The sequence below is a fragment of the Bacillus massiliigorillae genome (assembly GCF_000380245.2).
Lineage (GTDB): Bacteria > Bacillota > Bacilli > Bacillales > DSM-1321 > Bacillus_AD > Bacillus_AD massiliigorillae.
Map to the genome: position 1 here is coordinate 198,012 of NZ_HG428745.1, position 23,631 is coordinate 221,642.

Annotated in this window: 24 protein-coding genes; 11 read left to right on the forward strand and 13 right to left on the reverse strand. The window is 34.7% G+C overall.

The window, feature by feature from the left end; genetic code table 11:
- Positions 1–11 precede the first annotated feature (11 nt).
- The 5 genes from TX86_RS22510 (at position 12) to TX86_RS22530 (ending at position 6,433) form a co-directional block, all read left to right on the forward strand.
- Positions 12–2,192 (forward strand): MMPL family transporter, encoded by a 2,181-nt coding sequence (locus TX86_RS22510; RefSeq protein WP_042352360.1) that lies wholly within the window; start codon positions 12–14, stop codon positions 2,190–2,192.
- Positions 2,193–2,717: 525 nt separating this feature from the next.
- Entirely contained in the window at positions 2,718–4,187 is a 1,470-nt protein-coding gene (katA, locus tag TX86_RS22515; RefSeq protein WP_042352361.1) for a catalase KatA, read from the forward strand.
- Between the two features lie 182 nt (positions 4,188–4,369).
- Positions 4,370–5,083 carry an ABC transporter ATP-binding protein gene (locus tag TX86_RS22520; RefSeq protein WP_052343850.1) on the forward strand — a complete coding sequence of 238 codons (714 nt, stop codon included), beginning with the start codon at positions 4,370–4,372 and terminating at the stop codon, positions 5,081–5,083.
- Entirely contained in the window at positions 5,080–5,829 is a 750-nt protein-coding gene (locus TX86_RS22525; RefSeq protein WP_042352364.1) for an ABC transporter permease, read from the forward strand. The genes TX86_RS22520 and TX86_RS22525 overlap by 4 nt, the downstream gene beginning before the upstream one ends.
- A gap of 58 nt (positions 5,830–5,887) precedes the next feature.
- On the forward strand, positions 5,888–6,433 hold the full coding sequence (locus TX86_RS22530; protein ID WP_042352366.1) for a PadR family transcriptional regulator: 546 nt from the start codon (positions 5,888–5,890) through the stop codon (positions 6,431–6,433).
- Between the two features lie 128 nt (positions 6,434–6,561).
- Here the strand turns inward: TX86_RS22530 and TX86_RS22535 are convergent, their stop codons facing one another.
- The 11 genes from TX86_RS22535 to TX86_RS22585 form a co-directional block, all read right to left on the reverse strand.
- Entirely contained in the window at positions 6,562–7,338 is a 777-nt protein-coding gene (locus TX86_RS22535) for a sulfite exporter TauE/SafE family protein (RefSeq protein ID WP_042352368.1), read from the reverse strand.
- A gap of 84 nt (positions 7,339–7,422) precedes the next feature.
- Entirely contained in the window at positions 7,423–7,656 is a 234-nt protein-coding gene (locus TX86_RS22540; protein ID WP_081707808.1) for a sulfurtransferase TusA family protein, read from the reverse strand.
- A gap of 211 nt (positions 7,657–7,867) precedes the next feature.
- The gene (locus TX86_RS22545; protein ID WP_042352477.1) at positions 7,868–8,989 is read right to left on the reverse strand and encodes an MBL fold metallo-hydrolase; all 1,122 of its coding nucleotides are present in this window, start codon (positions 8,987–8,989) and stop codon (positions 7,868–7,870) included.
- A 67-nt stretch (positions 8,990–9,056) separates the two neighbouring features.
- Entirely contained in the window at positions 9,057–9,452 is a 396-nt protein-coding gene (locus tag TX86_RS22550) for a DsrE/DsrF/DrsH-like family protein (RefSeq protein WP_042352370.1), read from the reverse strand.
- Positions 9,453–9,522: 70 nt separating this feature from the next.
- Positions 9,523–10,080 (reverse strand): sulfurtransferase TusA family protein, encoded by a 558-nt coding sequence (locus TX86_RS22555; protein WP_042352373.1) that lies wholly within the window; start codon positions 10,078–10,080, stop codon positions 9,523–9,525.
- A 30-nt stretch (positions 10,081–10,110) separates the two neighbouring features.
- Entirely contained in the window at positions 10,111–10,407 is a 297-nt protein-coding gene (locus tag TX86_RS22560; protein WP_042352374.1) for a rhodanese-like domain-containing protein, read from the reverse strand.
- A 22-nt stretch (positions 10,408–10,429) separates the two neighbouring features.
- Positions 10,430–10,789, reverse strand: coding sequence for a rhodanese-like domain-containing protein (locus TX86_RS22565; RefSeq protein WP_042352375.1), 360 nt, complete (start codon positions 10,787–10,789; stop codon positions 10,430–10,432).
- A 22-nt stretch (positions 10,790–10,811) separates the two neighbouring features.
- Complete coding sequence (locus TX86_RS22570) at positions 10,812–11,291, reverse strand: DsrE/DsrF/DrsH-like family protein (RefSeq protein WP_042352377.1); 480 nt, start codon at positions 11,289–11,291, stop codon at positions 10,812–10,814.
- Between the two features lie 179 nt (positions 11,292–11,470).
- Positions 11,471–11,731 carry a metal-sensitive transcriptional regulator gene (locus tag TX86_RS22575; RefSeq protein ID WP_042352378.1) on the reverse strand — a complete coding sequence of 87 codons (261 nt, stop codon included), beginning with the start codon at positions 11,729–11,731 and terminating at the stop codon, positions 11,471–11,473.
- Between the two features lie 22 nt (positions 11,732–11,753).
- Positions 11,754–12,092 (reverse strand): rhodanese-like domain-containing protein, encoded by a 339-nt coding sequence (locus tag TX86_RS22580; protein WP_042352379.1) that lies wholly within the window; start codon positions 12,090–12,092, stop codon positions 11,754–11,756.
- 194 nt (positions 12,093–12,286) lie between these two features.
- Positions 12,287–15,442 (reverse strand): efflux RND transporter permease subunit, encoded by a 3,156-nt coding sequence (locus TX86_RS22585; RefSeq protein ID WP_042352380.1) that lies wholly within the window; start codon positions 15,440–15,442, stop codon positions 12,287–12,289.
- 419 nt (positions 15,443–15,861) lie between these two features.
- On the opposite strand from TX86_RS22585, the gene TX86_RS22590 reads away from it, so the two are divergent.
- The 6 genes from TX86_RS22590 (at position 15,862) to TX86_RS22615 (ending at position 22,205) form a co-directional block, all read left to right on the forward strand.
- Positions 15,862–16,719: a TetR/AcrR family transcriptional regulator gene (locus tag TX86_RS22590; protein ID WP_042352382.1), complete on the forward strand. Its 858-nt coding sequence runs from the start codon at positions 15,862–15,864 to the stop codon at positions 16,717–16,719.
- Between the two features lie 306 nt (positions 16,720–17,025).
- Complete coding sequence (gene asnB / locus TX86_RS22595; protein WP_042352383.1) at positions 17,026–18,918, forward strand: asparagine synthase (glutamine-hydrolyzing); 1,893 nt, start codon at positions 17,026–17,028, stop codon at positions 18,916–18,918.
- 149 nt (positions 18,919–19,067) lie between these two features.
- The gene (locus TX86_RS22600) at positions 19,068–20,114 is read left to right on the forward strand and encodes a LytTR family transcriptional regulator DNA-binding domain-containing protein (protein ID WP_042352385.1); all 1,047 of its coding nucleotides are present in this window, start codon (positions 19,068–19,070) and stop codon (positions 20,112–20,114) included.
- Positions 20,115–20,268: 154 nt separating this feature from the next.
- Positions 20,269–21,117 (forward strand): ABC transporter ATP-binding protein, encoded by an 849-nt coding sequence (locus tag TX86_RS22605; RefSeq protein ID WP_042352386.1) that lies wholly within the window; start codon positions 20,269–20,271, stop codon positions 21,115–21,117.
- Positions 21,114–21,821 carry an ABC transporter permease gene (locus tag TX86_RS22610; protein ID WP_042352388.1) on the forward strand — a complete coding sequence of 236 codons (708 nt, stop codon included), beginning with the start codon at positions 21,114–21,116 and terminating at the stop codon, positions 21,819–21,821. Before TX86_RS22605 ends, TX86_RS22610 begins: the two co-directional genes overlap by 4 nt.
- An 84-nt stretch (positions 21,822–21,905) precedes the next feature.
- Entirely contained in the window at positions 21,906–22,205 is a 300-nt protein-coding gene (locus tag TX86_RS22615; protein WP_042352389.1) for a TIGR04104 family putative zinc finger protein, read from the forward strand.
- Between the two features lie 135 nt (positions 22,206–22,340).
- Here TX86_RS22615 and TX86_RS22620 read toward each other — a convergent pair whose 3' ends face one another.
- Together TX86_RS22620 and TX86_RS22625 are read right to left on the reverse strand one after the other, a co-directional pair.
- Positions 22,341–23,201: a helix-turn-helix domain-containing protein gene (locus tag TX86_RS22620; protein ID WP_042352391.1), complete on the reverse strand. Its 861-nt coding sequence runs from the start codon at positions 23,199–23,201 to the stop codon at positions 22,341–22,343.
- Between the two features lie 111 nt (positions 23,202–23,312).
- Entirely contained in the window at positions 23,313–23,588 is a 276-nt protein-coding gene (locus TX86_RS22625) for a hypothetical protein (protein ID WP_042352393.1), read from the reverse strand.
- Positions 23,589–23,631 lie beyond the last annotated feature (43 nt).

The following is a 23,631-nucleotide window of genomic DNA, read 5'->3' on the forward strand; positions in this document are numbered from 1 at the left end:
GGGGATTATTCATGTTTAAAAGTGTAGCAAAAGTTGCTCGTTCTAAACGAGGCGTAGGGATTACACTTTCCATTTGGGTACTACTAATGGTGTTACTATCTGCATTAGCACCATCATCTAGAGATGCAATTTCTCCAAAAGACGGAAGCGGTCTACCAGAAAGCGCCTTATCCGAACAAGCAAAAAAAGAAATGAATCGCTATTTCTCAAACGATGCAAGTACACCTGCAATACTCGTATTTACGTCCGATAAGCCACTCACAACAGAAGAATTATCGAGCATTGCAAAAGCTAGTAAAGCTATTGATGAAGCAAAAATCAAATCTGTAAAAGAAGTTTTACCATTGTATCAAATGCCTTCTCAAGTGCTTCAAGCATTTGTGTCGGAAGATGGAACGAGTATTTCTTTACCTGTAACCCTGCTTCCAAATTTAGAGGCTAAGGAAATGTCAGCAGCCATTAAAAAAATTGAAAAAGAGACAAAAGACAACGTTTCAAATTCTGTTCAATACTATATGACAGGTCCTGCAGCTATTGCAGCCGACGCAACAAAGTTATTTGAAAATGCTGATGTCGTTTTAATTTTATCAACAGTAGCGTTAATTTTAGTATTACTTGTAGTCATTTATCGCTCTCCGCTTCTTGCAATTATTCCATTGCTCGCATGTGGAATTGTGTATCAAGTTACCGATAAAATATTAGGTCTAGTTGGAAAAGCTGGTGTCTTCTTAGATTCTCAGACGCTCTCCATCATGTCCATTCTGTTATTTGCAGCAATTACAGACTATTCGCTATTTATCTTCGCACGATTCCGTGAAGAGCTTAAAGCAGGTCACACTAAATACCAAAGCATGCAAAATGCGATGAAACATGTAGCTGAGCCTATTTTCTTTAGCGGAGCAACTGTCATTGTGTCCGTTCTAATCCTATTCTTTGCAAGTGATGCAGCATATCGAAATTTCGCTCCTGTCTTTGCAATCGCTATGTTCATCATCGTCATTGGAGGATTAACACTTGTACCAGCGCTATTCACTTTGTTTGGTAAAATTGCTTTTTGGCCATTCATTCCAAAACCAAATAAAGTACAAAAAGAAAAAATAACTGTGTGGAGTAAATTAGGAACATTTGTAACGAAGCGTCCAGGAATTATTGCCATTGTTATTACAATCATCATGCTTGCATTCTCAGCTAATGTGTTTAACATGCAATTCTCATTCAACTTATTAAAATCTTTCCCTGAAGATTTAGAATCACGTCAAGGCTTTGAAATTCTTGAAGAGAAATATTCACCAGGTAGTTTAGCACCAACTACAGTCTTAATAACGTCTAACGAAAAAATAAATGGTGAACAATTAGCAGAATTAGCCGCTGAACTTGAGAAACAAAAAGGTGTTGAAAGTATTTCACCAACGCCTGAAGCAATAAAACGAGATTTCTCAAGTACCTTATCTGAAAATGGAAAAGCCGCTAAATTACAATTAACGTTAAAGGATAATCCATATTCACAAAAAGCAATGGATGTGGTAAAAAATCTCCAAAAGAATACAGATCAAATGTTAAAAGACAGTGATACAAAAGAAACATTTTCACTTTATTTTTCAGGAGAAACAGCACTACAAGCTGATATCGACAGAGCCAATGACCGAGATACATTACTTGTCGTTTCACTTGTAACAATATTTATTACGATTATGCTAGGTATTTTAACACGTTCCATCATTGCACCAATTTATATGATGGGAACCATTTTACTATCGTTCTTCTCAGCTTTAGGGATCGGAACATTCCTACTTGATGCCATTTTCGGTGTTGATGCCGTCAGCTCTAGGATACCGCTGTATACATTCGTATTCTTAGTAGCACTAGGCGTTGACTATAACATCATGCTGATATCAAGAATTCAAGAAGAAGTTGGTCACTTCTCCATGAAAGAAGCAGTACAACGAGGGGTAACATATACTGGAGGCGTGATTTCGTCAGCTGGATTAATACTTGCTGCTACCTTCGCAGTTCTTACAACACAGCCAATAATGGAACTATTTACATTTGGATTCATTGTTGCTCTTGGCATATTGCTCGATACATTTATCATTCGTTCGATGCTCGTACCAGCCATCGTAGTATTGCTCGGAAATAAAGCATTTTGGCCATTTAAACAAAAGAATAAAAAATTAGAAGATTATCAAGCTTAAAAATGAAAAACCACATCTATTCAGCCAATAGATGTGGTTTTTTTTAATTCTTACCCATTCTCTTCTTGATTCACGAAATGCTGTGCTGTGAAAATAGATGTTGCGATTTGTTCAAATGAAGTACCGGGAGCTGAAGAGGCGACTAGTGCACCTTCTAGTGAATATGTGGATGTTCCTAATCCAGGATGATCTATGGCAGTGAAAATAGTTGTTACAGTATCAATATCCGTATCATTAACAAATCAAATAAAGGTTCCATCATTTCTAGTAATCCTGTAACTTAACAAATTAGCTCGAAGTGGTAAAGCGCTACACTGAAAGAGGAAGATATTGCTTCGATTGGACATTTCTTGTCCTACTTTTACATTTACAATCATATAGTTAAATGAATATTAACACTGTATCCATACGAATAAATATTTTAATTAATAAATTATAATTATTTTAATTTAGGTATTGATTTTTAACTTAAATGCATTTAGTATTACTTTATAATAATTATAATTTACATAAGGGGGATTTCTTATGAGTAATAATAAAAATCATCTAACAACTAGCTGGGGTGCACCTGTTGGTGACAACCAAAATTCGCAAACGGCAGGAGCACATGGCCCTACTTTGCTACAAGATGTTCATTTGCTAGAAAAACTAGCTCATTTCAACAGAGAACGTGTGCCTGAGCGTGTTGTTCACGCAAAAGGTGCTGGTGCACATGGTTACTTCGAAGTTACTAATGATGTAACGCAATATACAAAAGCAGCGTTTCTATCTGAAGTTGGTAAGCGCACTCCTTTATTCGCTCGTTTCTCAACTGTTGCTGGTGAGCTTGGCTCTTCCGATACAGTACGTGACCCACGTGGGTTTGCAGTGAAGTTTTATACAGAGGAAGGAAACTATGATTTAGTTGGTAACAACACACCTGTTTTCTTTATTCGCGATGCTATTAAGTTTCCTGATTTCATTCATACTCAAAAAAGAGATCCTCAAACACATTTAAAAAATCCAACAGCTGTATGGGATTTCTGGTCACTATCACCTGAATCACTACATCAAGTAACCATTCTAATGTCTGATCGTGGTATCCCTGCTACATTCCGTCATATGAACGGGTACGGTAGCCATACTTATCAATGGGTAAATGCAGAAGGTGAAGGTGTATGGGTAAAATTCCACTTCAAAACAGAGCAAGGTATTAAAAATATGGATGTTGATTTAGCTGCTAAAGTGGCGGGTGAGAATCCAGATTTCCATACGGAAGAATTATTCAATGCAATTGAGAATGGTGACTTCCCTTCTTGGAAACTATGTGTTCAAATCATGCCATTTGAAGAAGCTAGCATATACCGCTTTGATCCATTCGATGTAACAAAAGTTTGGTCACAAAAGGATTACCCGTTAATTGAAGTAGGTCGTATGGTGTTAAATCGCAATCCTGAAAACTATTTTGCAGAAGTTGAACAAGCTACATTCTCACCTGGCACACTAGTTCCTGGTATTGATGTATCACCTGATAAAATGCTACAAGGTCGTTTATTCGCTTATGCAGATGCCCATCGTTATCGTGTAGGAGCAAACCATAACGCACTACCAATCAATGCACCGAAATGTCCGTTTAGCACATATCAGCGCGATGGATTCATGCGTCCTGATAACAACGGTGGTAAGTCCGTTTACTATGAACCAAACAGCTTTGGAGGACCGGCAGAAGCACCAGAACATAAACGTCCATCCATGCCTGTTTCAGGTGTAGCAGACAGCGTAGCTTATGATAACGATGACCACTATACACAAGCAGGTGACCTATATCGCCTATTATCACCTGCAGAGCGTACTCGTCTTGTAAATAATATTGTCGGCGCTATGAAACCCGTTACGAAAGACGAAATTAAATTACGTCAAATCGGTCACTTCTATAAAGCAGATCCTGAATATGGAACTCGTATCGCTGAAGGTCTAGGACTAGAAGTACCTAAAGAAGTTATTCGACAAGCTTAAACAAAATTTTCTCAATTATATTCTCGAATTCTCAATTTAAGCATTCACTAAAGTGAATGCTTTTTTTCATTTAGACTAAGTAAAATGAAAAATAAAAGGGGCTTTACAAATATAAAAAAGCAAATTACAACCAAAATAGTCAACGTTGAATAAATAATATTGAATAAAAGGAGGATATAGAAGTGCAAAACCAATTAGTAAATATTATCCATCTAGAAAAAAGCTTCTCTTCTACAAAAGCCGTTCATGATCTTTCATTTAGTATTTCAAAAGGGGAAGTCATTATGATTATAGGTCCAAATGGTTCTGGTAAATCCACTACATTAGATTTAATTCTTGGTATACAACACCCTACAAAAGGTGAAGTGCAATTTTGGTCTACTAATTACCGTTCTTTAGTAGGCGTTCAATTGCAATCTACACCTTTCTTCCCTGGCTTGACTGCCAAAGAAAATTTGTTACTATTCGCTAACTTTTATAAAAGGAAGCTGAGCGAGGGGCAACTAACTCATATTTTACGCTTGTGCTCACTGGAATCTGTCGCAAATACGGAAGTTACAAAACTATCAGGAGGACAGCAAAAAAGATTATCAATTGGGCTTGCTCTCGTCCATCTACCAGAACTCGTTTTTCTTGATGAACCTACAGCAGCACTAGACCCACGTGCAAGAAAAGAAGTCCATCAAACGATTACAGAAATTCAGAAACAAGGAACAACTGTCGTAATCACATCACATGATATGGACGAAGTTACAAAGCTCGCTGACCGTATCCTTTTCTTCCACAGTGGAACAAAAATTGCAGAAGGTACTGCCTCAGAGCTCTGTGCTCAATATGGCGTTCAAAATTTAGAAGAATTATATATAAATTTAACAAAGGATGGTGTTCATGAATGACAATGATTCGTTTAATGCTGAAGGATACTTTGAATGATAAACTTTCTTTATTCTATGCAATTTTCTTTCCAATCGGTTTGTTAATGGGCGGTAGGTATTATATTGACTCCAACTCCTACCAATTAACCTTTCTAACAGGAACCATTAGCTTAAGTATTTTATTTTGGAATCTACAAGGATTAGCTTTTCAAATTTTCCGTCAAAAAAGTAGTGGTGTTTATCGTTTATTGCGAATTACACCTTTAAAAATGAGTACATTTCTTTCATTAATGATTGGGGTTAGAACATTGATTTCTTTCATGATTAACATCACACTTTTACTATTCGGACTCTTTCTATTCGACATTTCATTTACTGCCATATTTCTTTTACAATGTACATTAATTATTCTTCTGGCTTCTTTATGCTTTTCAGCATTAGGGTTTTTGATTAGTAATATCTCGAAGAACGAAGGGCAAATCAACATATTCAGTAATCTCTTATTTTTTCAAATGATTTTCTGTAGCGAAGCATTCTATTCTCTGCAAAGTGCTCCAGACTGGATGTTACTACTTGGGAAGTGCTTCCCATTTCATTACACAACCGAGGCTTTCCGCGTTGCCTTCCAGATCCATGATGGTTCCTTTACGGTCATGGCAACAAGTATCATCGGCTTTTCAATATTATTTTTCTTGCTCAGCCTTGCAACATTCAACAAGTCTTTTACTTTACTTTTTTTCAAACGAAAAATTGCGATGCAAAAATAAAATATGATACATTGTAGACATATATTCAACATTAAATAATCAAGATTGAGGTATCTACATGACAAGATTAATGGTACTAGGACTACTCCGTGTAAAACCTATGTCCGGTTATGAAATTCAACAGTTATTACTAGAAAGCAAAACAGATGTATGGGCTGGTATTCTACCCGGCTCCATCTATCATGCCCTTAAGAAGATGGATAAGGAAGGTTTAGTGACTATTTCCTCTGTCGAAACAACAGGTAATCGTTCAAAAGCTATCTATGCTATTACAGAGCAAGGTGAAGCTGAGTTTAATTCATTATTACTAGAATCTTTCTCATCGTCGTCGCTTAATCTTCCAGCATCGCTTTATACGGGGCTTTCCATGTTAACAATGGGTAACATTTCTGTGCAGAACGAACAGCTTTTAACTGCCATTCAAAGTCAAAAGGCACAATTACAAGCAAAGTATGAAGAAATGAAAACAGGAATGGACATCAAGAAACAACATATTGGAGACTTCGACCCATTTACGGATTTAGTCTATAAAAACTTTAATTCTCAATGTGAGCTACAATTAAACTGCCTAGAACAACTAGAGCAAATATTACAGAGTAAATAGAATAAGAAAAGCGCAAAACGGGCGCTGGAGCTAGACACCACACAAAATTATATACATTCTTATCATTTCAAAAAAAGCGCCCCAAAAGTGATTTTCATTGCAATCACTTTTGGAACGCCTCTTTTTCATTATAAAATATCCATCCAAACCTTAATTGCTGTTGCCATAATTAAAATGGCTAAAACAACTTGTAAAACTTTTGTATTCATCTTTTGCCCAATCTTAGCTCCAATAGGTGAGGCAATTAGACTTGAAACAATTAATACAGCTGCTGGTAAATATGATATTTGCCCAGTTGAAATCTTACCGATTGTTGAGCCAATCGAAGAAATGAAGGCTACAGCAAGAGAAGTAGCTATTGTCATTCGAGTAGGAATCTTTAACACCACAAGCATGATTGGTACTAAAATAAAGGAACCACCTGCTCCAACAATTCCTGCAGCAATCCCAACAATTAAAGCTAAGATTACAGCTAAAATTTTATTATATTTTACTTGATTAGCTGGTACATCATCTAACCCTTTTTTCGGAATGAACATCATAATTGTAGCGATTGTTGCTAATATCGCATAAATGAAATTAACCGCGGTTTCTGGCATTAAGTCTGAACCATATCCACCTGCAAAACTACCAATTAAGATCGCCGTACCCATATAAAGAATTAGGTTTTTATTTAAATAACCACTATTTCTGTATGCCCATACTCCTCCAATTGTCGCAAATACAACTTGAACGGCACTTATACCAGATACATCATGCGCGCTGAAGGCTGTGAAACCTAGTAAAGGAGGTATATATAATAACATCGGATAGTTGATGATTGATCCTCCAATACCGACCATTCCAGAAATGAAAGAACCCACTAACCCAATTAAGAAGATTGTGACGATAAAACCTATATCCATCTAATCCCCTCCCTGTTAATCTTCTGAAACAGCATTAGGAGGGGCTACATACTCCCTCCTAACAAATCTACTATTTACTGAAACTTATTCTCCCTTTTTCACGAAGAACTTAAATACACCATTATCTTCAGAGCTTTCCAATAATTCATGTCCTGTTGATTTCGTCCATGCTGTTAAGTCTGCTAGTGAGCCTTTGTCCGTTGTATGGATTTCTAATACTTCTCCTGCTTCAATTGTATTGATTGCTTTCTTAGTTCTTACAATTGGCATTGGACATGCTAAACCTTTTGCATCTAAAAATTGATCTGCTTTAATCATCTTCATTACCATCCCTTAATATTCATAAATTTATCCCGTTCAAACAGGCGCTAAGACTCCCACTTCAAAATGAGAGCGAATGCAAGGCGTTTAAGTGGGAGCTCAAGCGCCTGTAAGAACCCGATTGGTTCAACTAATGCTCGGTGGGGGATGAATGCCCCCCACCGAGCAAAGTTTCACTTTATCTTTTGAAATCATTATTACTAATTACTTATCTAACTGCACAACGGTTAGGACCGATTTCCATTTCACGTTGCTCTTCTTCATTTGGCGTAATCTTACCCATATTAGTCTTACGAATTTCTTGATATGCATTTGGCTGTGGAGGAAGATTTTTTGATACTAAATTTCTAAATTCTTCTTCATCCTCAATATTTAAACCATGATTTTTAGCAAATAGCGTTCCTAATTTCTCTGAAACACTTCCGTCATCATTTAATTCTTCAATAATCATAAAGTGAGCTGGTAGGACGACTAACTCTTCAGAAAGTTCTTTATAACGGCTATATAATGTTTCTCGTAAATCTCCTACCCAATCATCTGCTAAACCAGCTAGATCAGGGCGACCGATGGAATCAATAAATAAAATATCACCTGTTAGTAGGAACTTCTCATCTACTACGAAAGAAGTCGAACCAATTGTATGACCTGGAGAATATAGGGCATGAATGTTGATTGTTGTATGACCAATTGTTACATCATTACCGCCTTCTAGCTTCTCATAATCAAACTGTACTTCTTCAGCATCTTTTGGTGGTAACCAGTAAGTTGCACCTGTTGCTTCAGCAATATGACGTCCTCCTGAGATGTGATCTGCATGAAGATGCGTATCAAACACATGCTTGATTTCCACACCTTTCTCTTTAGCAAAATCTAAGAAAATATCCTTCATACGCGTTGCATCAATAATAGCCGCTTCTCCATTTGAAATAACCATGTAAGAAAGACACCCCTTACCGATACGAACAAATTGATAAATTTCTCCTCCGTCTTTTAAATCACCAACTTTTACAGGCTCTAAATGCTCACTCCAAGCTTTCATACCTCCTTGAAGATAAGCAACATCAAGTCCTGCTTCATACAGCATTTCAGCTACCATAATAGAAGAACCTTCTTTTGCACACACTACTAATATGTCTTTACCCTTTGGAAGCTGATCCATAATCCCTTCTACACCATCTAATAAATCAAAATAAGGAACATTTAAATATTCGAAGTTTTCGCCTTCAATTTTCCAATCTGCAAATGCATCTTCGTTACGAACGTCTAAAATGAATAATGCATCCTTATTAAAAACTTTCTTCGTCACTTCACTAGCTAACATAACTTTCATCACTAACAATTACCCCCTATGGTATATTAAAGAATAAAAAAATTCAGGAAATTTTGAGCGTCAAAATTTAGAACGTCAATGTTACATCAGCATCTTTTGCAAATTCTAAAAATGTTACTGCTCCCCCTACTTCAATGCCGTCTACAAAATCTTCCTTCGTTAATCCCATTACATCCATAGTCATTTGACAGCCAATAAATGTAACTCCCATTTCTTGAGCCATACTTGTAAGTTCTGGTATTGTTGGCACATTTGCTTTCTGAAAACCTTCTGCAAAATGTTCTTTTCCTGCTGGCATTTCAAGATGTTGATTTCCTTCTTTATGAATTAAATTCAATCCTTCAAATGTAAAGAACACTGCTACTTCTTGATCTGTTGCTGCTGCTGCATTTGCAATATTAAACACTTTGTATGCATCAAATAATCCGCCATTACTTGCGATAATTGCTACTTTTTTACTCATATTACTTTTTACACCCCTATATTCTTTATAACCTGCATAATCTATCTAAGATTATGCAGGTATCATATATTTACTTACCTTCAGTCCACTCACTCATACCTGGTACTACATTCACTACTTTTGCAAAACCATTTGCCGCTAATTTTTGAGCAGCCATATCACTTCTGTTGCCAGAGCGACATACAACATAAATTTCTTCAGCTTTATTTAGTTCATTCATGCGTTCTTCTAATTCACCAAGAGGAATAGATACTGCCCCCGGTATATGATTGAACGCATATTCTGCTGTTTCTCGAACATCCAGCACCACTATTTTATTTTCAGCTTGTAGTTTTTCTTGAAGCTGTTCATTATTTATTACTTGAGAATACTTTCTTTCAGTTGGCTCATCATCAGAAGACTTTCTTAAATAATGTTTAAGTACATCGCCTTCCTCAATTGTTCCAATATACTGATGCCCTGTGCTTTCAGCCCAAGCTTTCATATCGGCCTTTGAGCCTTTATCAGTCGCTTCCACTTCTAAAACTTGACCTGCTTCTAGCGTATTCATCGTTTTCTTTGTTCTTACAATCGGCATTGGACAAGCTAAGCCTTTTGCATCCAAAGTAACGTCCACTTTGATCGCCATCTATATTCCTCCCAAAACCTCAATAATTAATTACTCTGTTTTACCTTCCCAAGACATCATTCCACCAGTCATATTGATAACATTGTATCCTTGACCTTCTAAAAACTGTGTCGCGCTTCCACTTCTACCACCTGAGCGACAAACCATAATATATTCCTTCGATTTATCTAACTCATTCATACGGAATTCTAATAGACCCAGAGGAATATTTACTGCTGTTGGAATCTTTCCAGCTGCTACTTCATCTACTTCTCGAACATCGATAATATTCAATTGTTTGCCTTCATTTAACTGTTGTTCTACTTCTTTTGGCGTAATGTTTTTCATCGTTGTTCCCTCTTTTCTTTTATTATGACCACGTACTCATGCCACCCTTAACATTTGTCACTTGCTGAAATCCCATCTTCTTAAGTAATTTGCTCGCCTTATTACTTCTCATTCCACTTTGACATATAACAATAACCTCTTTTTCCTTAGAAAGTTGAGATGCTTTGGTAGTTAGCTCTTGCAGCGGAATATTTTTAAATCCTTTAATATGGTGAGATTTATATTCTCCGGGTGTTCGTACATCTATATATTGCTTATTTTTTTCATTTAATTGTTTTCTTAAATCAATCGTTGTTATATTCGATACTCCTTTAGTAGGCATCATGCGCCACACTAGAAAAGCTACGATTAATACAATGACAGCAACATTCATCCAATCCATGTGAAATCTCTCCTTATTCTAATTAAATAAACAAGTTCACATTACCATCCTCGGCATCTGCCAAATATGCTGCAACACCTGCATATTCAATATCATCTAGTAATTCTGCTTTATCTAGTCCTAATAAATCCATTGTCATCGTACAAGCAACAAGTTTCACGTCTTGCTCTTGAGCCATTTCAATGAGCTGAGATACTGTTAAAGTATTATGTTTCTTCATAATATCTTTAATCATTTTCGGACCCATACCAGCAAAGTTCATTTTAGAAAGACCCATCTTTTCTGAACCTCTCGGCATCATCTTTGCAAACATTTTTTCCATAAAACCTTTTTTCACTTCTATCACTTCGTCTTTACGTAATGCGTTTAAACCCCAGAAGGTATGAAAGATTGTCACCTCGTGATCGTATGCTGCTGCACCATTTGCAATGATATAAGCAGCCATCGCCTTATCATAATCTCCACTAAACAAAACAATTGTCGTTCTCTTCTTCTCCGTCATTTTGTTCCCCCTGTTATTCTTTGAATTAAATATACCTTAAGGGGTATATTTATGTCTAAAAAAATGCTCATATATAACTCTTATACAATTACTATCTTTTTTATTTTATCATCCTGGTTTTCCTACCCCTACGGGTATTAATATTAATAAAAATAAAAGAGACTGTCAACTCTTTTATCTTATCTGCTTTTTACTAATAAATTAACAGCTTCTTTCACTAATGCTTCTGTATCTTGACCTTTAGATTCAGCATTTTGAACACATTCCACTAAGTTAGAACTAACAATCACTCCAATTGTACGATCTACTGCTGATCTTGTTGCTGAAAGTTGAGTAATTACTTCTTTACAGTCTTTTCCCTCTTCCATCATACGTAGAATACCACGTAATTGTCCTTCAATACGTTTAACTCGATTCTTTACTTGGTTATCATAAATCATTATTTATCCTCCTTCTTGTTGTTTATTTACAAGTACAATTGCTCATTGTATAAGACATCACATTGATACCATTCTTTCGTAAAAGTCTAATACCCATATTCTTCTCAATTTGGTTTTGAGCAATGACATGTACATTTTTGCTAGGTATTTCATGATAATGCCTATTTAAATAGGCTACTGGAATATTAATTGCATTCGATGATAATGGTCTTTTATCTGAAATATTATAATCCCTTAAATCAACTATAACAACAGGTAGTTCTTGCTTAACTTTTGAACACGGCACACCTTGTACAGGGGCAAATCTTTTATACATCATTATTAAAATGATTAAAAATACTGCAATGAGTATATATGTCATTATATCAACTCCTCATACATTTAGGAATATAACTATACCTTTATTTCCATTTATCAGGTAATGATATGCTTGACTACTTCAATATAATATTCCCTTGATTATCTTATACTATACTATAAGGGGTATAATCTATTTTTTTGCTTATAATTTTTTCAATAAAAAAACTGCTCTCAAAATCGAGAGCAGTAATTAAGTTACATATCTTTTGTCATTTCCCTAGAAGATTTTCTAGTAAACTTCTTCGTTAACTTGCTTGTTACTTCATATGCAATTGGAACAATAACAAGTGTTAATAGCGTTGAACTAATTAAACCACCAATTACAGTAACACCTAGACTCTTCGAAATAATTCCGCTTCCTTCAAGACCTAGTGCTAATGGAATTAATGCACCAATTGTCGCAATAGCTGTCATCAGAATTGGACGTAAACGCGTTACTCCCGCTTCCAGAATAGCCTCTCTTGTAGACAATCCTTCTCTTTCTTTATGAATAACACGGTCAATTAACACAATCGCATTTGTTACTACGATACCAATCAACATAAGAGCACCCATCATAGATGATACGCTTAATGTTTCTCCAGAGATTAGTAATGCTAATAATGCACCAATAATCGTAAATGGCAGTGAGAATAGAATAGCAAACGGTGCTAATCCTCCACCAAATGTGATAACAAGAACTAAGTAAACAATTGCAATAGCTGCAAGCATTGCTAAACCTAGTTGCGTAAATGATTCTTGAATGTCCGCTGTAACGCCACCCATCGAAACATCTACTTTAGATGGAATATCTAATTTGTCTATTTTTTTCTGAATCGCTTGTGACGCAGCAGATACATCATCTGTCTTAAGCTCTCCGCTTACACTCACATAGATTTTACCGTTACGACGATTTACCGTATCAGAAGTTGTTGCTTCTTCTACTTTAGCAACATCTTTAATTTTCACAGTCATGCCAAGTGGAGATGTAATCGTTTTGTTTTGTAAATCTTCAAGCGTTGCATACGTTGCTTTTTCTTTTTGAACATATACTTTTAAGTCTTCACCGTCTTTTTCAACAGTTGTTAATACAGGCTGTTCTCTTTCTGGAGCTAATGCCATACTAATTTGTCCGGCCGTTAAACCTAGCTTCGCTAACTTCTCTTGATCGGCTACAAATGTATACTGATCATATGTTTTTGCGATACTAGAATCGACTTTTTTGATATCCTTGTTAGCTTTTAGGATGTCTTCTACTTCTTTAACAACAGGCTCAATGTCTTTCATACGCTCTCCAGATACTTGCATATCAATAGCATTACTTGTTCCTGTCATGCCGAAATCTTGAGACTTCCATTCACCTTTATCTGTTTTAGCTTGAACACCTTTAATAACTTCATCTTTTTCTTTTTCGAAGTTCTTCGTATCCTTATCATAGTTTATAAAGAACATCGCACTTGTTGAATTACCTGGAGTCATTGGATTTGATCCACCAAGTGACATTTGTACCATCTCAACATCTTTACGATCTAAGAAATACTTTTCAGCATCTGTTGTAATCTTCTCAGCCTCTTCCATTGTTACACCTGGCTCTGGCTTAAACGTAACAATCATTGATTTCTCTTCACCCATGTCCATGAAGCTTACGCCAATCAATGGAATTAAGGCAAGACTCCCAACCAATAAGAGTACAGCAATACCGCTAGTAATCCATTTATGATTTAATGCCCAATTTAATATTTTCTTATAACCGCCTGCCATTTTTCCAGGCTTATGGTCTTCATGCTTTATCTTCACACCATTTTTAAACATTGTATGCGCAAGCATTGGAACAATCGTAATCGCTACAAACAATGAAGCTAATAATGAGAAAACCATTGTTAAACCAAAAGGTAAGAATAGTTCACCTACCATGCCACCTACTAAACCTAACGGTAAGAATACCGCGATTGTTACAATCGTTGATGACATAATTGGCATGAACATTTCTTTTGTTGCTTCACGAATTAAAGCGCCACCAGTTAATTTCTCGTTTTTATTGCCCATCCTACGATAAATATTTTCTATAACTACAATGGAATCATCGACAACACGACCAATTGCAACGGTCATGGCACCAAGAGTCATCATATTCAATGTAATATCCATCTGTTTTAGAAGTAGAACCGCAATCAGTAATGATAACGGAATAGATACTACAGAAATAATCGTTGAACGAATATCACGTAAGAACAAAAGAATAATTAGAATCGCAAAACCTGCACCAAATAGTGCTTTACTTAACATCGTTTTAACCGAATCTTCGATAGGAAGTGCTTGGTCAAATGATGTAACAACATCTAAGCCTTCGATATCTTCTTCAAAATCTTTCATTTTATCTTTAACTTTATTTGCTACATCAACTGTATTAGCATCAACGGATTTCACAACCGAAATACCGATTGCTTCTTTACCGTTCGTTCTTGAAATAGACTCGGCTTCGCCTACTTCTTTAATATCTGCTATTTCACTTAATTTAACTGTAGGTATACCTGCCATCCCAGCTTGATTAGCAGCAGGTGCCTGACTCATGCCAGTAGCCCCTTGAGGTCCTTGAGCAGCACCTTGCCCTGCTTCACTATCTGAAGATGGAATAACTGGAATTTGCATATTCTTTAAATCTTCGATAGTTGTAATATTACCGTTTACTTGAACGGCTTTTTCTTTATTTTTAAACGTATATAATCCTAATGGAACATTAATATCTGAACCTTTAATAATTCCTTCAACTGTTTCTTGTGAAAGGCCTAATTGTTTCATTTTGTCTTCTTTATAGACTAGCTGTACTTTATCAATTTGCTGACCTGATACTTGAACAGCAGAAACACCATCAAGTCCTTCTAAAGCTGGAGCAATCTTATCTTCCACAATATTCGTTAATGAAGCAAGAGATTCTTTATCATTTGCCACACTCAAAGCTAGAATCGGGAACGCATTGATATTCATTTTATCAATAGTTGAATCTTCTACACCATCTGGTAAAACTAGAGCTTCAAGTACATCTTCAATATCTTTTTTTGCATCATCCATATTTTTTCCATATTCATACTCCACCTGTACAGATGAAGCATTTTGGTAGGATGTAGAAGCTACCGTTTTTACACTATTTAAATTTCGTATCGCCTTCTCAATTGGCTGTGATACTTGATCATCTACTTGTTCTGGAGTAGCTCCAGGATAAACCGTAGTTACACTTAACACTGGAATACTAATATCTGGAATACTTTCCATTTTCATTTTCAACCCAGAATACAAACCAGCTACGACTACAATAATCGTAATAAGCCAAACGGCTAGCTTATTTTTCAAGGTGAAATTAATAATACTATTCATTGGTTCCCCCTTAATTATTTGTGCTGTTAGCTACATATTATGTATTTCTCTATTCTAGCCATTTATACTATTATTGAAACTAACTGAGCACTCTTTTTAGAATTCTTTGTTAATTGATACTCAAACTATAATTGACTGGTCATCCAATTTCAAATGATAGCACTTGAAATAATGCTAATAAATGTAAATTTTCCGAACTTTTTCGCAAAGTAGTAATACTTCAAGAATCATTACTGGTATAATTATAGTTATTTGTATTTAAAGACTTTCTTCTAAAACTTTTCATATGTATTTCACGATTACAACACTTTCGCATTGACCAACTAGTCATAATCATTAATAATATAACTGACCAGTCATTCACATGTCAATAACTACTGTTCTAATTTATTTTTCTTTTACATTTGGAGGTATATCGTATGAAAGAAAAGGAAAAGTTAATTATGCAGTCATCCATGAAATTATTCGCCCAAAAGGGATTTTCCTCTACTTCAATTCAAGAAATAGCAACTGATGCAGGAATTTCAAAAGGATCTTTTTATCTCTACTACAAATCAAAAGAAGCCTTACTTGTAGCCATTTTTAATTATTTTTCTCATAAATTTAATGAAGATATAGAAGTGATTAAAAAGAAACAACTACCTCCTCGAGAAACTTTTGTTGCAGAGATGATTGCACAATTTCATACATTTCTTGAACATAAAGATTTTATTATCATGCATGCCCGAGAAAGCGTCATTCCAGCCAATGAAGAAATTTCTCATATGATTAACACAACACGAGCAAAGCTGATTCATTCTTTAAGAGGTACACTACTATCCATTTACGGAGAAGAGATTAAACCATACTTATTATCATTAACTATTCTAGTCGAAGGAATTTTCCAATCGCACTTAGAAGTATTGTTATTTAGTAAACCTCAATTAGAATTGAATCAATTAGCGCATTACATGTTAAAACGAACTGATGATGTAGCACAGGGGCTAATGAAGTCTAATGAAGAACCTTTACTAACGGATGCTACTGTAAATTATCCCCCATTTTGTTCTTCTTATTTGGAACAGGTAACTAAAGATACCGTTTTACAATCATTGGAGAAAGCAAAGCATAAATGGCATCACATGGAAGATATTCTTATTACACTTGAGGTTCTAGAAGAAGAAATAAACAAAAGTAATCCGAGAAGTCCCGTTATACAAGGTATGCTCGGTAATTTGAAGAAAGAAAATGATTTCGATGATCTTCATCATCAAATTAGTAAACTATTTCATATATAAGCACTCATTCCTACCCTTTCATAAAATTTTTTTGAAAGGGTTTTTATCATGTAAATAAGAGAACCTTATAATAGAATTCAAATTATTACCTTTCACTTCAATAATTCATCCTGAAAAACACTCTTCTTCAATATTTTTCTAATGAAAAGTTTAGCATTTGTTGTTAGTCTAAAACGGTTATAACATTAGTCCTTATCCGATACATATGTTATAATCAAAAATTGGATACTCATTTTGAGTATTCTATCCTACATTAGACATAACAGAAAAAAGTTCTTAAATATATTATCTAGGTTGGTGACTACTATGTGCGGATTTATTGGCTGCATTCACAATAAAAAAAATACTACTGATGAGCAGTTATTCAAACAAATGAACGCTGTAATTACTCATAGAGGACCTGATGATGAAGGTTACTACTTTGATGAGCATATTAATTTTGGTTTTAGAAGACTAAGCATCATCGACGTTGAAAGTGGACATCAACCACTATCATATGAAAACGAAAGATATTGGATTATCTTCAATGGAGAAGTATACAACTATATTGAATTAAGAAAAGAATTAGAAGAGCAAGGCTATACATTTGCAACAGATTCTGATACGGAAGTAATCATTGCTTTATATAGCGCTCTTAAAGAAGAATCAGTAAAAAAATTAAGAGGTATGTTTGGTTTCCTTATTTGGGACAAGCTAGAAAAGAAATTATTTGGAGCACGTGATCATTTTGGTATCAAACCTTTCTTCTATGTAGAAAAAGGAGATACTACGTATTTTGCTTCTGAGAAAAAGAGCATCTTACTGGCAATGGACGGTGAGCTAGATCATGACTCTCTACAGAACTATTTAAGTTTCCAATATGTACCTGAACCAGATACAATGACTTCGGAAATCCACAAATTAGAGCCAGGACACTATTTCACAAAAAAACCTGGATGCAAAATGCAGATTCAAAGCTATTGGAAGCCTAAGTTCAACGCTACACAAACAGCTGAATCACAAATTATTACAGATATCCGTAATGTTTTAATGGATTCTGTAAATGTGCATATGCGAAGCGATGTTCCAGTTGGATCATTCCTTTCTGGTGGAATTGACTCATCCATCATTGTTTCAATCGCAAAACAGTTCAATCCTAACTTAAAAACATTCTCTGTTGGTTTCGAACGAGATGGCTTTAGCGAAATTAATGTAGCGAAAGAAACAGCTGACGCTCTTGGTTTAGAAAACATTAGCTATGTGATTTCGCCAGAAGAGTACATGAAGGAACTTCCAAAGATTATTTGGCATATGGATGATCCATTAGCAGATCCTGCTGCTATTCCTTTATACTTCGTAGCTCGTGAAGCTCGAAAACACGTTACTGTTGTTCTTTCTGGTGAGGGTGCAGATGAATTATTCGGTGGCTATAACATCTATAGAGAACCTGAATCATTAAAAATGTTCAATCATATCCCAAGACCACTTAAGAGCGTTTTAAAACAATTAAGTGCGATTTTACCAGACGGTGTAAAAGGAAAAAGCTTCATTGAACGTGGTGTTACACCATTAGAAGAACGTTATATCGGTAATGCAAAAATGTTTGAAGAAAAAGAGAAGCAAATTTTATTGAAAAATTATTCTCCAAACCTTGAATATAATAAAATTACCGAATCTATTTACAAACAATCAGCTGGTTATGATCCCGTAGCTAAAATGCAACATTTAGATATGCATACTTGGTTACGTGGTGATATTTTATTAAAAGCTGACAGAATGACAATGGCGAATTCACTTGAATTACGTGTACCATTCTTAGATAAAGAAGTATTTGATGTAGCATCTAAAATCCCTATGGATATGAAGATTGCTAACAACACAACAAAATACATTCTTCGTAGAGCAGCTGAAGGTATCGTACCTGACCATGTATTGAATAGAAAGAAACTTGGCTTCCCTGTTCCAATTCGTCATTGGTTAAAAGACGAGATGAACGAGTGGGCTAAAAATATTATCCGTACTAGTGACACAGATCATATCTTCAATAAGCAAGAAGTACTTAACTTATTAGAAGAACATTGTGCTAATAAGAAAGATAATAGCCGAAAAATCTGGACAATTCTTGTGTTTATGATTTGGCACCAAATCTACATTGAGCGTATTTATGATTTCGAATCAGAATATAATGTGGATCGTAAACAAGTAGTAGCTTCTAAATAATAATGAGTAAGAGACCTTTCCTATTTGGAATGGTCTCTTTTTTTCTCTTATATACAAATCACAACTTCATCGTCACTTGTTAATGTATACTGGAATTAATTTGATTTTTTTAAAATATTATTCCTTATTCCTGATAGGAGCGTTTACAGATGACTTTACTTTCGATTAAACAATTAGAAAAAAGAAATGGAAACAACGTGTTATTTCCTCCCTTTGATTTAGACATCCATAAAGGGGAAATAGTAGCTATTCATTGTAATGCTGAAGTAGGGTTTCAGCTAATCCAAATGATGATAGGTAAATTACCCGTTTCAAATGGGGAAATGATTATGTTTGATCTCCCTTTCAATACAAATTATAAAAAACTATGTAAACATATTGGTATCGTTTTATTGCATGATTCAGCTTATGAGCGACTCACACCTAAAGATTATTTACTATTTTTCCAAGGTTTATATCATTCTTCTACAAATATTGACAGTATTCTACAAAAAGTTGGTCTACATGAAAAACGAAGACAAACGATTAAAAAACTTACATATTCTGAGATAAAACGACTGAATATTGCGCGGGCAATAATTCATCAACCAGAACTTATTATAATGGAAGAACCCGATCAAAATGTGGATTTAGAAACCAAACTGATTATTAAACGATTAATTGATGAACTGGCTTCGAAGAATCATGCTATTCTCATTACCACTAGCAATATGGAAAGTGCCATTTCATTAGCCAATAAAGTTTTTCGTTTAAATGACAGTGGATTAAAACAACAAGATATTGTTGATGAAGAAATAGATACTATGATAGAAACTGAAATTCTTAAAGATCAACCAACAGAGATGATTAGTCAACCACTCCGCTTTGATAAAATCCCGGCTAAAGTAAATGATAAATTGATTCTTTTTGACCCAACTGAAATAGATTATATTGAAAGCCGTGATGGTATTTCTCACCTTTTCATTAAAGGGGACGAGTACCCTTGTACCTTCACTCTTACAGAACTTGATGAGCGCTTGCACGCATTTGGCTTCTTTCGATGCCATCGTTCATACATTGTCAACTTACAAAAAGTACGAGAAGTGATTAGTTGGACACGAAACAGCTATAGTTTAATTTTAGAAGATCCAAAGAAAAGCTCCATACCTTTATCTAAAGGTAAAATGAGTGAACTGAAACACATCATTGGCATGTAAACCTTACTCCATTCAACATAGCATACGATCCATTCATCTTGATTTAATCTCTTTTCACATAGAATATAAGGCACTAACTCCTTACACATCATAAACTTAGGTTAACAAAGCGAGACAGCCTACAAAGGAAACTTGTGAAAAAGGAGTTATGGAGATGGAAAATATCATTGAAGTTAAAGAACTTATGAAAACCTTTCAAAACAAAACAGCATTAAAAGATGTGACCTTTACTATTAAAAAAGGAGAAACATTTGGATTATTAGGGCCAAGTGGTTCTGGAAAAACAACTACCATAAAAATATTAACTGGACAGCTACTTCCAACACATGGAGATGTATCAGTTTTCAATAATAGCTTAAAGTATTTAAATAAGCCCTCTACAATGAAGCGAATTGGCATTTTAACAGATAATAGTAGCTTGTACGAACGTTTGACAATTTTCGACAACTTATCATTATATTGCGATCTTTACGATGTAAATAAAAAGCGGATTGATGAAGTATTAGAAACTGTAAATTTACTAAATGAAAAGAAAACAATCGTGTCCAAATTATCTAAAGGTATGAAGCAACGAGCAATTTTAGCTCGTGCCATCCTCCACAAGCCTGATTTATTATTTTTAGATGAACCAACATCTGCTTTAGATCCGACAAATACGAAACAAATTCATGAGGGACTAAAACGTTTGAATGAGCAAGGTACAACTATTTTTCTTACTACACATGATATGCATGAAGCAGAAACCATTTGTGATCGAATCGCCTTTCTCCATAATGGAGAAATACAACTAATGGATACACCAAAAAATGTACGTGTACACTATGCTAAACCAACAGTGGAATTATTATTAACAAACAATCGACTAGTAACTGTACCTAAAAATCCAGAGGGTGCCCAAGAAATTCAACGCTATATGAATAATGGAGAATTATTAACGATGCATTCTAACGAACCAACATTAGGAGATATATTCGTGCAATTAACAGGGAGGAACTTATCATGACATTTTCAATGAAACGTGTTCAAGCTATATTTACAAAAGATTATAAAGATTTAATGAAGAATTATTATGTACTTTTCAACCCTCTTTTCCCACTTCTTATTGCATTATGGGTAGGAAAAACAGGTAATACAACTTCAACACAAATGGGTTTCTTGTTTAACTTTGCTCTTGTAATGACGGCAATCTATGTTCAAGCTGCAATAGTTGCAGAAGAAAAAGAAAAAAATACATTGCGTGGTTTACTTTTATCACCAGCCAGTACAACTGAAATCATGCTCGGCAAAAGTTTATTAACCACTTTTGTAACATTTATAACGTTAATTGCATCTATCTTTTTATCTGGATATAAAATTACAAATCTATTATGGTTTACTATTGCTATTTTATTATGTTTAATCACTTATATTGCTCTTGGAACAATACTTGGTCTACTTTCAAGAAGCGTCATGGAATCTTCTCTTGTAGGAATTCCTTTTATGTTCATATTCTGTGCTAGTTCTTTAATTATGCCAATGATTGATAATGAAATACTAAAAAAAATTATAGCCAGCTTACCAAACAGTCACTTAGAAGCAGCACTTGATTCCTTAAATGGCAATACAAGCCTCAGTAGCATAAGTGAACATATTATCAACCTACTTATTTGGGGCATTGTTTGTATCGCTATCACACTTGTTATTTATAAAAAACGTCGCTTTGATTAATAAAGTACGTAAACTCTATAACCTTTAACTAAATTGTAATATAATGGAATTATAGTTTGTAGCTTGCATGAAAGGAGAATAACTATGCCTACATGTCAAAATTGTCATTTCAAGTGGAGCTGGGTAACTACTTTCAAAAGGATGTTTACTTTTAAAGCCGGCATAATATGCCCGCATTGCCAACACACACAATATGTAACAACAAAAGCACGAAATAGAACTTCTTTAATTGGAATGAGCCCATTGTTCAGCCTTGTGCCCTTATCATTATTTAATCCATCCATCAGTATTAAACTAACAATTGAAGTTCTATTATTTATCATTGCAATTCTTATAGTGCCTTTATTTTATAAGCTAAGTAATAAAGAAGAACCATTATTTTAGAAAAGCAAAAAAAGGATAGTTTGAGCAGAAATCATCTGCTTCAGCTATCCTTTTTATCCAGCTTGTACTCTTATGTATTATAATATCAGCTGTGATTTAACAACTGAACTCTATCATTATTACTATCGAATTTAATTACTTATAAACCTTCGCAACATTACGATTCTTATTGTTACTAAAATTGCCTATCCAAATAAGTATAATAGCTATTACAACCAATATCCCATACGATAAAAAATCCCATATATTTATTGAAGGCTGTTCGACAAATTGACTTACAACATAATTAATCATGAAAGTAACAGGAATAGCAGATAAAACGACAATAGCAGATGCCATCCATCTTCTTGTTTTCATTAATGAGAATAAAATATAAATGCACCATAAATAGACTATCGCAATAGCAGATACACGAATTCCGATTGGCATCAATAATTCAGCGCTACCGATAATTTTATCCAACACAAAAAGAAAAGGTATGATTATAATACTAAGTACTGCAAGTGATACACGTATCCCTCTTCTTTCATACTGAAATAATGGCATAATAATAAGCCATGCAAAAATAATGGAGCTAATCGGATATAATGACCATGTCAAAGTACCAGTAATCGCAAAATCACAAATGACACAAACAATCATACCAAGTAAAAACATCACTGATATAATATTCTTCCCTATAGTTCGTATGTTTCTAAATTTACTGCGTGTAGATTTATCTGCATAATGCAATGCCTTTTCCACAACTACTTCCGCTTCACGGACAACTTCATGAACTGATGTATTACTCCGTTCACCATTTAACAGCTCATTTGTTGTTACTCCAAATATTTCTGCTAGTGGGGATAAAAGTGATATATCAGGATAACTCAATCCTCGTTCCCATTTCGAAACTGCTTTATCCGTTATATTTAATTTCTCGGCTAATTGTTTCTGTGTCATATTGTGCGACTTTCTGAGTTCTAAAATAAACTTAGCCATTGCCTCATTATTCATCTTAAACACCGTCCTTTCTCTTACTATTTTAGTACTAATACACAAGATAACAATCGACTAATTGTAGAATTTAGCAAAGTAAACGAGTGGTAGAGTCTACTTTATGTCATTTTAACGTAATGTTTTGACACCTAAATACTCTTCATCCTTTTTAACATATATATCGTATTGTGTTTGATCAACAAAACGTTCTGTCCTACTCTCAAAGCCTCTAAATGGAACTTTGACTTTATACTTAACTCCCTTTGCTTTTAATTTTGCAATTATCTTGAAGTATTCTTCATTACCAAATACAGAATAGATTAATACCCAATTTCTATTAGAGAAAAACCGAACTAATGAAATAATCATACATACTAATATAAAAACTGTAATTGCCATATACATTGCAGTGTCACTCCTAAGAGATATATTTATATTAAAATTCTAT